This is a genomic window from Rhodococcus sp. NPDC059179, assembly GCF_042754885.1.
In the GTDB taxonomy this organism is placed as follows: domain Bacteria; phylum Actinomycetota; class Actinomycetes; order Mycobacteriales; family Mycobacteriaceae; genus Rhodococcus_G.
This window is the reverse complement of sequence record NZ_JBHZBV010000013.1, coordinates 39840-53259: the sequence shown is the minus strand read 5'-3', so window position 1 is coordinate 53259 and position 13420 is coordinate 39840. Positions and strand designations below refer to the sequence as shown.

Sequence of the window (13420 nt, the reverse complement as noted above, 5' to 3'; positions counted from 1 at the left end):
GACTAGACGCGGGAGTTCACCGGGGACAGTGCCCACGGACCGTCGCCTGCGAGCTCCAACTGCTGGGTGTGGTGCTGGTCGACCGTGCTGCGGTGACTGACGCTGACAAGAATGGTGTCGGGCACCTCCGCGCGGATCAGGCTGTACAGCGAGTACTCCAGGCCCTCGTCGACCGCCGAAGTGGCCTCGTCGAGGAACGCCACCTTCGGTCGGATCAGCAGGATCCGGGCGAACGCGATCCGCTGCTGCTCGCCGGGCGAGAGGATCTTCGCCCAATCCGCCTCTTCGTCGAGGCGGCCGACGAGGTGCCCCAGGTGAACATTGCCGAGGGTGGTGCGAATCGCGGAATCGTCGACGTCGTCTGGCTTCGCCGGATAGCAGACCGCCGTTCTCAGGTCGCCGAGCGGCAGATAAGGGATCTGCGAGAGGAACAGTGTGTCGTCGCCCTCGGGTCGGCGCAATTCACCGTCCGCGTAGGGCCACATCTCGGCCAGCGATCGGAGCAGCGTCGTCTTCCCGCTCCCCGACGGCCCCTTGACCACCAACGCATCTCCCGTCGCCAGTCGCAGGCTCAGGTCGTCGATCAGCACGTCGCCATCGGGCCGCCGAACGGCGATGTCGACGAGTTCGACTCCGCCGTCGGTGTCCGAAACTGCGATCTGCGGTAGTCCGCGCGACTCCCGACTCGCCTCCTTGAGCCCATGGAGACGGATCAGCGAGGCCCGATAGGCGGTGAAGTCGTCGTAGGACTCGCGGAAGAACGACAGCGAGTCATGGATCTCACTGAAGGCTCGGCCGGTCTGCTGTAGGTCGCCGAGCGTCACGGCGCCGGAGAAGAACCGCGGCCCCTGAACCAGGTACGGGAAGATCACCGACGCCTGCCCGACGCCGAAGTTCCAGGCGGTGAACTTGAGGTTCCTGAACACGATCTGCCAGGCGTTGCGGATCACCGCGGCGAACCTGGTCAGCAATCCGCGGCGCTCGACCCGCTCGCCCCGATAGAACGCGACGTTCTCCGCGCTGTCACGCAGGCGCACCAGCGCGTACCGGAAGTTCGCCGTGAAGCGTTCCCGCAGGTAGTTGAGCTGGATGAGCGGGTAACCGATCCAGAAGGCAATCGCGGTGGTGACCAGCACGTAGACGAAGACGAGAAACATCATCGCCCTCGGCACCTCGACGCCGAAGATGTTCAGCGGGCCGGAGAGTTCCCAGAGAATCTGGGTGAACGAGATTACCGACAGGACCGACCCGACCGCACCTGGCGCGGTTCCACCACCGAGCGAGAGTTGCCGCGACGTGACGGCGAAATCGGTGATGTCCTGCTGGATGCGCTGGTCCGGGTTGTCGATCGTGTTGTCGATGAACTGCCCGCGATAGTAGGCCCGCCCGTTCAGCCAATCGCCAGCGAATCGGTCGGTCAGCCACACCCGCCAGCGGATGTCGAAAGCCTGGCTGAGATAGATGCTGACCAACGCCCGGACCACGTGAATCGCTGCCAACACGCAGAAGAGCCACATTGCGGACCAGAAACCGTCCCGCGCCGAATCGAGCGCGGCGGAATCACCGCCCGACAGGGCCTGCGCCCCCAACTGGAGCGAGGTGTAGAGGTCGTTGCTCCAGTAGGTGATGAGGACATTGACGCGCACCAGACAGACCACGAGCAACAGCAGGGCGGCCAGGTGCGCCCAAACCAACGCCCTGCCAGGGCCGACGAAGTAGTCGCCGCTGATCGCCCAGAACTGACGCCCCCATCGGGTGTGCCGAAGGAGGAGAACTGCGACGACAACGAAGCAGACGGCCGTGATCCCGAAGGTGATCACGATCCACTTCAGACTCTCGACGAGCTCATCGCTCCAGACTCTGGATGTCTCCATGGGGCCACCTATCAGCTACGACGGGCAGAGCCTGCGAAGTGTAACCCCGGACACACCCCAACGCGCGGACATGGGCGCTTTGCCCGTTTCCTCAGGCCGTCAACGATTTTCAGCGCAGCGTCGGACGGCTCGCGATGCCTACTTCCGGCTCGGGAAATGCCGGATCAGGCCCTCCTGCACCACGGTGGCGAGCAGCTGACCCTCGATCGAGAAGAACCGGCCGGTCGCCAGCCCGCGCGAGCCGGCGGCCACGGGCGACTCGGTCGCATACAACACCCACTCGTCGAACCGGAACGGCCGGTGGAACCAGATCGAGTGGTTCACGGTGGCCGCGACGATGCGGTCAAGGCCCCAGGACAGCCCGTGGGTGGTGATGATCGAATCGAGCACCGTGGTGTCCGAGGAATAGCCCATGGTCGCGACATGGATGAGCGGGTCGTCGGGCAGCTCGCCGTCCGCCTTCATCCAGACCCGGTTGTGGTTGAGCTTCTCCCCGGTGCCCTTGAGAATCCAGCTCGGGTCGTTCGCATAGCGCATGTCGATCGGCTTGAGCGCGTTGACGAACATCTGCAGCCGGTCCTCGAACCCGACGAAGTGGTCGCCGAGCGGCGGCAGGGTGTCCGGGTAGGGAACATCCGGGACCTCCACCGCGTGCTCGAGGCCCTTGCCCCAGTCCTGGAACGCCACGAGCATCACGCAGAGTTCCTGGTCGTCCTGGTACGCGGTGACCTGACGGTTCGCGAAGGCCCGGCCGTCGCGGTGGCGCTGCACCCGGTACTCGATCGGCCGCTTGACGTCGCCGCCTCGGATGAAGTGGGCGTTGATCGCGTGCACCGGCCGATCGCCGGACACCGTGCGCCCGGCCGCGATGATCGCCTGGGACACCAGCTGGCCGCCGAACGTCCGGCTGCCGAGCTGGGACTGCGGCGGATGGTGCCCCAGGAATACGTCGTCGCCGAGCTGCTCGAGGTCGAGCACACTGAGGAGGGTGTCGAGGTCCCCCGCCCGAACGGGACGGGGCTGCGCCCCCGCGTCAGTCACCTAGTGGTCCTCTTCTCCAATGCGATGCACGTGAATCAAGTTGGTCGAGCCTACTGTGCCCGGGGGCGAGCCCGCCACGATCACGACCAGATCGCCCTTGTTGTACCGCCCGAGCGACAGCAGCGCGGTGTCGACCTGACCGATCATCTGGTCCGTCGTCGAGACCGGTGGCACCAGGAAGGTTTCGGTGCCCCAGGTCAGGGTCAGCTGACTGCGCACCTCCGGCAGCGGGGTGAAGGCCAGCAGCGGAAGCGGCGTGTGCAGCCGTGCGAGCCGGCGGACCGTATCACCGGACTGGGTGAACGCGACCAGTGCCTTCGCGTCGAGTCGCTCCCCGATATCGCGTGCGGCGTAGGAGATCACGCCGCGCTTGGTCCTGGGCACGTGGGTCAGCGGGGGAACCCGGGTGGATTCGTTCTCCACGGCCTGGACGATGCGGGCCATCGTCTGCACGGTCTCCATCACGAACTTGCCGACGGAGGTCTCCCCCGACAGCATCACGGCGTCGGCGCCGTCCAGGACGGCATTCGCGACGTCCGAGGCCTCCGCGCGGGTCGGCCGGGAGTTCTCGATCATCGACTCGAGCATCTGGGTCGCCACGATCACCGGCTTCGCGTTCTCGCGGGCGATCTGGATGGCGCGCTTCTGCACCAGAGGCACCTGCTCGAGCGGCAGCTCCACGCCGAGGTCGCCGCGGGCCACCATCACCGCGTCGAAGGCGAGGACGATTGCCTCGAGGTTCTCGATCGCCTCCGGCTTCTCCAGCTTCGCGATCACCGGAACGCGTCGGTCGAGACGGTCCATCACCCCGTGCACCAGCTCCACGTCGGCGGGCGACCGGACGAAGGACAGCGCGATGAAGTCCACACCGAGGCGCAGCGCGAACTCGAGGTCCTCGATGTCCTTCTCGGACATCGCGGGCACCGAGACGTCCATCCCCGGCAGCGAGACACCCTTGTTGTTGCTGACCGGGCCACCCTCGGTGACCTCACAGACGACGTCGTTGCCGTCGATGGCCGTGACGGTCAGTCCGACCTTGCCGTCGTCGACGAGCAGGCGGTCGCCTGGCTTGGCATCCTTGGCCAGCTCCTTGTAGGTGGTGGAGACGCGGTCGTGGGTGCCGTCGCAGTCCTCGACCGTGATCCGCACCTCCTCGCCGTTCTCCCACACGGTGGCGCCGGTGGCGAAGCGGCCGAGGCGGATCTTCGGCCCCTGCAGGTCGGCCAGGATGCCGACGGCCTTGCCGGTCGCTTCGGAGGCCGCGCGCACCCGCCGGTAGTTCTCCTCGTGGTCGGCGTGCTCGCCGTGGCTGAAGTTCAGGCGGGCCACGTCCATGCCGCTCTCGACGAGCTCACGAATACGTTCCCCGGTCGCGGTCGCGGGGCCGAGTGTGCACACAATCTTCGTCCGTCGGGTCACGCGTCGAGCCTAGTCGGTGCCCTCACGCATCTCCATCGGAGGCGGTGAATTGTGCATACATACAGACAATTAGACCCATTGTGTTCGTCAGCAATTCACACGACGGCAAGCGGCAGCGCCGTCGGGTGCACCGGCGAGGGCAGATCCGAGGTCCCCGAGAGGTACACGTCGACGCCCCGCGCCGCCGATCGACCCTCGGCGATCGCCCACACCACCAGCGAGGCCCCACGGTGCGCGTCGCCGCACACGAAGACCCCCGGCTCGGTCGTCTGCCAGTCCGGGCCGCAGGACAGCACGCCGCGCCGGGTCAACGACAGCCCGAGGTCGTCCAGCAATCTGCTGTACTCGACACCCTCGAAGCCGATCGCGAAAAGTGCCATTTCACAAGGCAGTTCGACCTCCTCGCCGACCGGTCTGACGTGCCTGCGTCCCGCCTCGTCCCGGCTGACCTTCACCTCGGCAAGCACCATCGCCCGCACGTTGCCCTGCTCGTCGCCGAGGAAGCGCTGCACAGCCACCTCGTAACGCCGGACGCCACCCTCCGCGTGTGCAGGCGAGGTACGCAGCACCATCGGCCAGGACGGCCATGGGGAGCGCTCGTCGTCCCGCTCGGTCGGAAGCTCAGGGTTGTAGTCGAGCTGCGTCACCGATGCCGCACCCTGCCGGTGCGCGGTGCCGAGGCAGTCGGCCCCGGTGTCGCCGCCCCCGATGATCACCACATGCTTGCCCTTCGCGGTGATCGGGCTCGCGCCGTCGCCCTCGCATTCCCGGTTCGACGGCACCAGGTGGTCCATCGCCAGGTGGATGCCCTTGAGCTCGCGGCCCTCCACAGTGGTGTTGTCCCGCGCCCGCAGCGCCCCGACGGCCAGCACGACGGCGTCGAACTCGGCGCGCAGCTGCTCGACGGTCAGGTCTACGCCCACCTCGCAGTCGGTGACGAAATGCGTTCCTTCGGCGCGCATCTGGGTCAACCGCCGCTCCAGGATCGCCTTGTCCATCTTGAAGGCGGGGATGCCGTACCGCAGCAGACCGCCGAGGCGGTCGTCGCGCTCGAGCACGGTCACGTCGTGCCCGGCGCGGGTCAACTGCTGCGCCGCAGCCAGGCCGCCCGGTCCGGAGCCGACCACCGCGACCTTCTTACCCGTGCTGATCGCCGGGAGCTGGGGCGCGACCGTGCCGCCCTCCCACGCCGCGTCCGCGATGGCCTGTTCGATCCGCTTGATGGTCACGCTGCCGCCGGTGTCGTTCTCGGCGATCGACAGCACGCACGCGGCCTCGCACGGCGCGGGGCAGACCCGGCCGGTGAACTCCGGGAAGTTGTTGGTGGCGTGCAGCCGTTCCGCGGCCGCACCCCACCGGTCGCGGCGCACCAGGTCGTTCCAGTCGGGGATCAGGTTTCCCAGCGGGCAGCCCGCGGAACCGGAGTGGCAGAACGGAACCCCGCAGTCCATGCAGCGGGACGCCTGCTCCGCGACCTCCCTGGCACGCTCCGCGGCGGGCTGCGGCGCGTAGACCTCCTGCCAGTCGCCGACCCGCTCGGTGACGGGGCGCTTGGGCGCGTCCTTCTTGACCACCTTCATGAAGCCCTGGGGATCAGCCACGAGCCGCCTCCATGATCGCCGTGTCCACGTCGCGGCCCTCGGCGCGAGCGAGTCGGGTCGCGTCGAGCACCCGCTGATAGTCGATCGGCAGCACCTTGGTGAACAGCGCGCTCCGGCGCGGCCAGTCCGCCAGCACCGAGACCGCCAGCGGCGAGCCGGTCCAGTGCCGGTGCCGGGAGACCGCCTCGTACAGCCAGGCCAGATCGTCGGCATCGAGGCGCTGCAGGGTGACCATCGCCGGGTTCACCATCGCCGGATCCAGGTCCAGCACGTACGCGATGCCGCCGGACATGCCTGCCGCGAGGTTGCGCCCCGTGCGCCCGAGCACCACGACGCGGCCGCCGGTCATGTACTCGCAGGCGTGGTCGCCGACGCCCTCGACCACCGCGGTGGCACCGGAGTTGCGCACCGAGAACCGTTCGCCCACCAGGCCCCGCAGATACACCTCTCCGGAGGTCGCGCCGTAGAGCAGGGTGTTGCCCGCGATCACCTGCCCCTGCGCCGCGAACGGCGCGTCCGGGGACGGCCGAACGACGATCCGGCCGCCCGAAAGCCCCTTGCCGACATAGTCGTTCGCGTCACCGATCATGTCGATCGTGACCCCGGGGGGCAGGAACGCGCCAAGCGACTGTCCGGCCGAGCCGGTCAGTTCCACCCGGATGGTGTCGTCCGGCAGCCCCTCCGCACCGTAGCGGCGGGTGACCTCGGACCCCAGCAGGGTGCCGACCGTGCGGTTGACGTTGCGCACCGGCAGCTCCAGGCGCACCGGATGCGCGTCCTCCAGCGCCCCCTCGGCGAGCTGGATCAGGGTGCGGTCCAGAGCCAGCTCCAGCCCGTGGTCCTGGTCGCGCTGTCTGCGACGCTGGGCCATCGGCGTGCCGTCGCGGTCGGTCGGGATCGCGAAGATCGACGACAGGTCGAGTCCGCGGCTCTTCCAGTGCGCGACGCCCTCCGCGGTCTCGAGCACGTCGGCCCGGCCGACCGCCTCGTCGACGCTGCGGAACCCGAGCTGCGCCAGGTACTCCCGGACGTCCTGGGCGATGAACCGGAAGAACTCCTCGACGAACTCCGGCTTGCCGTTGTACCGCTTGCGCAGCTCCGGGTTCTGGGTGGCCACCCCGACCGGGCAGGTATCGAGGTGGCAGACCCGCATCATGATGCAGCCGGCCACGATCAACGGCGCCGTGGAGAAGCCGAACTCCTCGGCACCGAGCAACGCCGCCACCATCACGTCCCGGCCGGTGCGCAGTCCGCCGTCGCACTGCACGGTGATCCGATCTCGGAGACCGTTGAGCACCAACGTCTGCTGCGCGTCGGCGAGCCCGATCTCCCATGGCGCGCCCGCGTGCTTGAGCGAGGTCAGCGGGGACGCGCCGGTACCGCCGTCGTGACCGGAGATCAGCACCACGTCGGCGTGTGCCTTCGACACCCCCGCCGCGACGGTGCCGACGCCGACCGAGCTGACCAGCTTCACGTGCACGCGGGCCTGCTCGTTCGCGTTCTTCAGGTCGTGGATCAGCTGGGCGAGGTCCTCGATCGAGTAGATGTCGTGGTGCGGCGGCGGGGAGATCAGTCCGACGCCAGGCGTGGAATGCCTGGTCTTGGCCACCCACGGGTACACCTTGTAGGCGGGCAGCTGACCGCCTTCACCCGGCTTGGCGCCCTGGGCCATCTTGATCTGAATGTCGGTGCCGTTCACCAGGTAGTCGCTGGTCACGCCGAATCGGCCGCTGGCGACCTGCTTGACCGCGCTGCGCCTGCGCGGGTCGTAGAGCCGGTCGGTGTCCTCGCCACCCTCCCCCGAATTCGACCGCCCGCCGAGGTTGTTCATCGCGATCGCCATCGTCTCGTGCGCCTCGGCGGAGATCGACCCGTAGCTCATCGCGCCCGTGTTGAAGCGCGTCACGATGGACTCCACCGACTCCACCTCGTCGAGCGGGACCGGCGCGCGAAGGCCGTCGCGGAACCGGAAGAGACCGCGCAGCGTGCCGCCCGCCGCGGCCAGCCGGTTCACCTCATCGCTGTACCGGGCGAACACCTCGTGCTGGCCCGTCCGGGTCGCGTGCTGGAGCAGGAACACCGTCTCCGGGGTGAACAGGTGCAGCTCGCCCTCGCGTCGGAACTGGTATTCGCCGCCCACCTCCAGTCGGCGGTGCGCGCGGTCGGTCGGGTTGTCGGGATACGCGATCCGGTGCCGGATCCGGACCTCCTCGGCGAGCACGTCGAGGCCGACGCCGCCCAGTTTGCTGACGGTGCCGGTGAAGTACTCGTCCACCAGTTCGTGATCGAGCCCGATCGCCTCGAAAACCTGTGCCGCCGTGTAGGACCCGACGGTCGAGATGCCCATCTTGGACATCACCTTGAGCACGCCCTTGCCCAGCCCGGTCAGGTAGTTGCGGACCGCGATCTGCGGTTCCACCCCGACCAGCTCACCCTCGCTGACCAAGTCCTCGATGGACTCCATCGCCAGGTACGGATTGACCGCGGCGGCGCCGAAACCGATCAGCAGCGCCAGGTGGTGCACCTCGCGCGCATCGCCGGTCTCCACCACCAGCGCCACCTTCGTGCGCTCCTTGGTCCGCACCAGGTGGTGGTGCACGGCCGAGACCGCGAGCAGCGACGGGATCGGTGCGCGGGCATGATCCGAGTCGCGGTCGGAGATGACCAGCGTCCGGTATCCGGCTGCGATGGCCTCACTCGCCGAGGCCCGCAGCTCCTCGATCGCCTCGGCCATGCCCTCGCCGCCGCGCTCCACGTCGTAGAGGGCCCGCAGCACCGTGGTGGCCAGGCCCTGGATGTCACCGTCGTCGTTGATGTGGATGATCTTGCCGAGCTCGTCGTTGTCGAGCACCGGCCAGGGCAGCACGATCTGACGGCACGAGGCCGCGGTCGGCTCGAGCAGGTTCTGCTCCGGCCCCATCACCCGGGAGAGGGAGGTGACGACCTCCTCCCGGATCGCATCCAGCGGCGGATTGGTCACCTGCGCGAACAACTCGATGAAGTAGTCGTAGATCAGCCGCGAGCGCTCCGACATCACCGCCACCGGGGTGTCGGTACCCATCGAGCCCAACGGCTCCCCGACCGCGGCGGCCATCGGGGCCAGCAGGATCCGGAGGTCTTCCTCGGTGTACCCGAAGAGCACCTGCCTGCGCACCACCGATTCGTGCGGATGCTGCAGGTGGACGCGTTCCGGCAGTTCCTTGAGCTCGAGCAGCCCGCTGTGCAGCCACTCCGAGTACGGACGCTCCTGCGCCAACCGCAGCTTGGCCTCCGCGTCGGGCACCATCCGCCCGTTCGCGGTGTCGACGAGGAACATCTGGCCCGGTTCCAGCCTGCCCTTGGCCACCACCTCGGACGGCGGCACCTCGAGGACACCGCTCTCGCTGGCGAGGATCACCCGCCCATCGGCGGTCTGCCACCACCGGCCGGGCCGCAGGCCGTTGCGGTCGAGCACCGCCCCCACCTCGGTGCCGTCGGTGAAGGTGACGCAGGCAGGACCGTCCCACGGCTCCATCAGCGAGGCGTGGTACCGGTAGAACGCGCGCCGGTCGGCGTTCATCTCGGTGTGGTTCTCCCACGACTCGGGCACCATCATCATCACCGCGTGCGCCACGCTGCGGCCGCCGAGATGCAGCAGTTCGAGCACCTCGTCGAAGGACGCGGAGTCCGACGCCTCGGGCGTGCAGATCGGGAAGAGCCGTTCGAGGTCACCGGGAATCAGCTCGCTGGCGAGCAGCGCCTCCCGCGCGTGCATCCGGTTCCGATTCCCTCGCACGGTGTTGATCTCGCCGTTGTGCGCTACGAACCGGAACGGGTGCGCCAGCGGCCAGGACGGGAAGGTGTTGGTGGAGAACCTGCTGTGCACGATCGCGATCGCGCTGTGGCAACGGTCGTCGCGCAGGTCGGGGAAGTATGCGGGCAGCTGCGCGGTGGTCAGCATCCCCTTGTAGACCATCGTCCGGCTCGACAGCGACGGGAAGTACACGCCGGTGCCGTCCGCCTCCACCTGCGGGGTGACCTGTTCGGCGCGCTTGCGCAGGCCGTAGACCAGGCGGTCGAGGTCCAGGCCCGCGGGTCTGCCGTCCCTGCCCTGCGGTGCGGCCACGAACAGGTGGCTCATGTGCGGCATGCAGTCGCGCGCGGCGCGGCCGATGTCCGCTCCGTCGGGATCGACCGGCACCTCCCGCCAGCCGAGCACCTCGAGCCCCTCCTCCGCGGCGATCGCCTCGATCCGCTCGACTGCGGCGGCGCGCCGGTCCGGCGCCTGCGGGAGAAAGCAGATCCCGGCGGCGTAGGTGTTGGCGCCGGCCTGGTTCGGCGCGGGCAGAGTGAACCCGACGACCTCACCGAGCAGAGCGGCAGGCAGTTGCAACAGGATGCCGGCGCCGTCACCGCTGTTCGGTTCGGCGCCAGCGGCGCCGCGATGTTCGAGGTTCGCCAGGGCGAGGAGTCCATCCGCGACGATGGAGTGCGAGCGCCTGCCGAGGATGTCGGCCACCATCGCGACACCGCACGAGTCGGCCTCATGGGCCGGGTCGTATAGACCCTGCGGCGCGGGCGTGTGAGAGAACAGCACCTGGGCACCTCCACGGGGCGGCCACCGTCATGGCTCGGGGCACATGAGGCAGATGACGTCCGGTGTGGCGCACAGGTGGAGACGGCCGAGCGTCACACTCGGGTGCGCCCAGTTTAACAGCGGATACACCGCTCCAATAGCGGCCAATAGGTGCTTTTCCGCTGGTCGCGGGCAGGCTGCTCAGACCGGGCTCGACTCCGGAAATGACTGCGCATCGGCGAAGGCCGCCAGATCCACTTGCCGGTGCGAATTCGAGATGCCCGTGACCACGCACGTGCCCAGCGCGCCGATCCGGTCGTACATCGTGGCCGTCGCCACGACGATCCCGCCCGCCGCGACATGGTCTTGAGCCTGCAACCCGAGCTCGGAACCCTCAGGTAGGCGTGACAGTGTCACCGTCATGTCGCAGTTGATGTAACCCACGCCCTCGGTCCCCCAGTTGCACACCAGGTTGGTTGCGTCGCCGACAAATGCGGCCCTCTGGAACGGCGACATCGGCTCACCTTCGACCAGATAGGCCAGGTTGTGCCACGCACACTTTCTTTCCCTGTTCTGGCCTGAGGCGAAGTCACCGGTCCATTCGAATTCGCCGGACTTGAACAGTGGCGGGTCGCCGTGGACTCCTGCCAGCTTCTGCACGGGCACTGGCAACTGCTGCTCCGGCTGCCACACCTGCCCGGGCGGCGGCTGGGCGCCAGCCAGGTACATCACCGTCGCGCGTGCCCGCACCTGGCCGTGCTGCACGATCGAGGCATCGACCACGCGCACTCGTTTACCGTCTCGGACCACCTCGCTGTGCAACTCGATCGGCTCGTTGAGCACCGGCCGAAACAGATCGACGGTGTATCGAGCCGGAATGAAACCCGCACCAGGACAATGGGTTTCCAGCTGGCGGGCCAGAAGTCCACACACCGCGGTCCCGCCCACCTGCGTCGGGGACCAAGGGCTGACCGACCACTCGGTCGCGAGATAGCGTCCGTCGACCACTGTGAAGAATGCAAACACCGCGCTATACCCCTCCCGTTTCAAGACCCTCGAATTAGAACATGTTCCAGAACGGAAGTTGACCAATCGACACCCCTTGCATCGGACCACCATTCGAGTAGACTCGAACATACGAGCGAACGCGGGGGGTGTTGGCGGTGGGGGCTACGGCGGAGATGACGGTCACCGACCGCGAACGTGGCCTGCTCGCCGCGGTCGGCGCGACCGCCCGCGCCGAGAACGCCGCGGCCGCCGGTCTGATCGGCCAGATCATGGGCTACATCGACTCCCGCTGCGTCTTCGCGGCCGCAGCGCCCGGATCCCGGTTCGACGGGGTCACCGCGGCACGGTCCGCGATCGCCGAACTCGCGCTCGAACTGTCCACCTCGTTCAAGTCGGTCGCCGGCCTGATGCGCCTCGGCTACGCCCTCGACCGGGTCCCCGCGGTGTCCGCCGCGTTCACCACCGGGGACATCTCGCTGCGGAAGGTCCGGGTGATCGCCGAACACACCCGCGGCGCCACCCTCGCCGCCCTCAAGCGCCTCGACACAACCATCGCCGTCGCCGCCCGCCGGCTGGCGCCCGGCCCCCTGGGTGTGGAGATCGACCGGTTGCTCATCGAGGACGACGCGAACTGGGCGGAGCGGGCCCGCCGCGGAGCCGAGGCCACCGCGAAGGTCCGCACGCACCGGCGTCCACACGGCATGGGTGTGCTGTCGGTGACCCTGACCGCGGTGCAGATGACCGCGGTGACCACCCAGATCGCAGAGGTCGCCAAGACCGTCTGCTTCCGGGATCCCCGGACCACCGACGAACTGTGCGTCGCCGCGTTCCTCGCGATCACCCAGGGCCACCGCAGCCTCGCCTGCCACTGCACCGACACGCAGTGCCCCGCCAAGACCAACCCCGAACCCGCACCGCCGCAGGTCCGGGTCAACATCATGTGCGGCCTCGAAACCCTCCTCGGCCTCTGCGACAACCCGGGCTACCTCGCCGGCTACGGATATTTGGATCCCGCCCAGACCCGCGCCCTCGCCGAAGACGCCACCTGGCAGGCGCTGATGGACTGCGCCGCAGCCACACTCGACCGCCTACGGAAACAAACCGGGTGTAGATGCGACAGCGCTACCGCTACCGAAGGCTCCGCCAACTCTCACACCGACGATGAGAACGACGCCGGGACCGATAGCGACTCTGAGGCTGCGAACAATTACGGCGTCGACTCCGAGGCGGATGGTAACGCTGGGAACAGCGACGGCACCGATAGCTACAGCGACGCTGGGCCCAGTGATGACGACGATGACGACGACCACGGCAGCGGTGACGCCGGTCCCGCGCCGGGGCCACCGCCGGGACCCGAAACACCCGGCCCCACACCACAATCAGGGAGTGCCGCGGCGCCCGGACCGGGTCTGCGCATATTCAAGAGCGCGGTCATGCCCGCCGGGACCCTCGCACCACCCGGCCGCAAACTCCCGCAGCCCGGCCTCGTTTCACCCGCCACCACGATCAACGGCCTCTACCGCGCGATCCTGACCGACCCAGGACAGATCGTCGCCGAATTCCCCGACGGCCACGGCGGCTTCACCCAACCACCACCGGGCGCCCTCACCTACCAACCCAACGACCTACTCGCCGCCGCCGTCAGACTCCGCGACGGCACCTGCCGACACCCCGGATGCACCGTGCCCGCGGCCGACTGCCAGATCGACCACATCGTCGCGTTCCTCAAGGCCAACCCGACCCTCGGCGGCTGGACCATCCTGGCGAACCTGCAATGCCTGTGCGTACTGCATCACCAACTCAAGACCGCAGGCCTGTGGAGCTACGACATGCTGACCGGCGCCATCATGCACATCCACAACAACCTCGGCCAACACGGCCTCACGCTGCCCGTCCGCCGACGCAGTAGCGACTGTCGGTGA

General features: G+C 68.3%; 7 protein-coding genes. 1 reads left to right on the top strand and 6 read right to left on the bottom strand.

The genetic code is table 11. From position 1 onward, the window contains the following. Positions 1–2 precede the first annotated feature (2 nt). The 6 genes from ACFXMV_RS20025 to ACFXMV_RS20000 form a co-directional block, all read right to left on the bottom strand. Positions 3–1874 (bottom strand): ABC transporter ATP-binding protein/permease, encoded by a 1872-nt coding sequence (locus ACFXMV_RS20025; RefSeq protein ID WP_378501523.1) that lies wholly within the window; start codon positions 1872–1874, stop codon positions 3–5. Positions 1875–2012: 138 nt separating this feature from the next. Next, the gene (locus tag ACFXMV_RS20020; protein WP_378503469.1) at positions 2013–2915 is read right to left on the bottom strand and encodes an acyl-CoA thioesterase; all 903 of its coding nucleotides are present in this window, start codon (positions 2913–2915) and stop codon (positions 2013–2015) included. After that, the gene (pyk, locus tag ACFXMV_RS20015; RefSeq protein WP_378500142.1) at positions 2916–4334 is read right to left on the bottom strand and encodes a pyruvate kinase; all 1419 of its coding nucleotides are present in this window, start codon (positions 4332–4334) and stop codon (positions 2916–2918) included. It abuts the gene before it with no gap. Positions 4335–4429: 95 nt separating this feature from the next. Next, positions 4430–5935, bottom strand: a complete 1506-nt coding sequence (locus ACFXMV_RS20010; protein WP_378500141.1) for a glutamate synthase subunit beta — start codon at positions 5933–5935, stop codon at positions 4430–4432. Beyond that, complete coding sequence (gltB, locus tag ACFXMV_RS20005; RefSeq protein ID WP_378500140.1) at positions 5928–10511, bottom strand: glutamate synthase large subunit; 4584 nt, start codon at positions 10509–10511, stop codon at positions 5928–5930. Before gltB ends, ACFXMV_RS20010 begins: the two co-directional genes overlap by 8 nt. A gap of 180 nt (positions 10512–10691) precedes the next feature. After that, positions 10692–11516: a thioesterase family protein gene (locus tag ACFXMV_RS20000; RefSeq protein WP_378503468.1), complete on the bottom strand. Its 825-nt coding sequence runs from the start codon at positions 11514–11516 to the stop codon at positions 10692–10694. Between the two features lie 137 nt (positions 11517–11653). On the opposite strand from ACFXMV_RS20000, the gene ACFXMV_RS19995 reads away from it, so the two are divergent. Continuing rightward, positions 11654–13420, top strand: a complete 1767-nt coding sequence (locus ACFXMV_RS19995) for a DUF222 domain-containing protein (protein ID WP_378503467.1) — start codon at positions 11654–11656, stop codon at positions 13418–13420.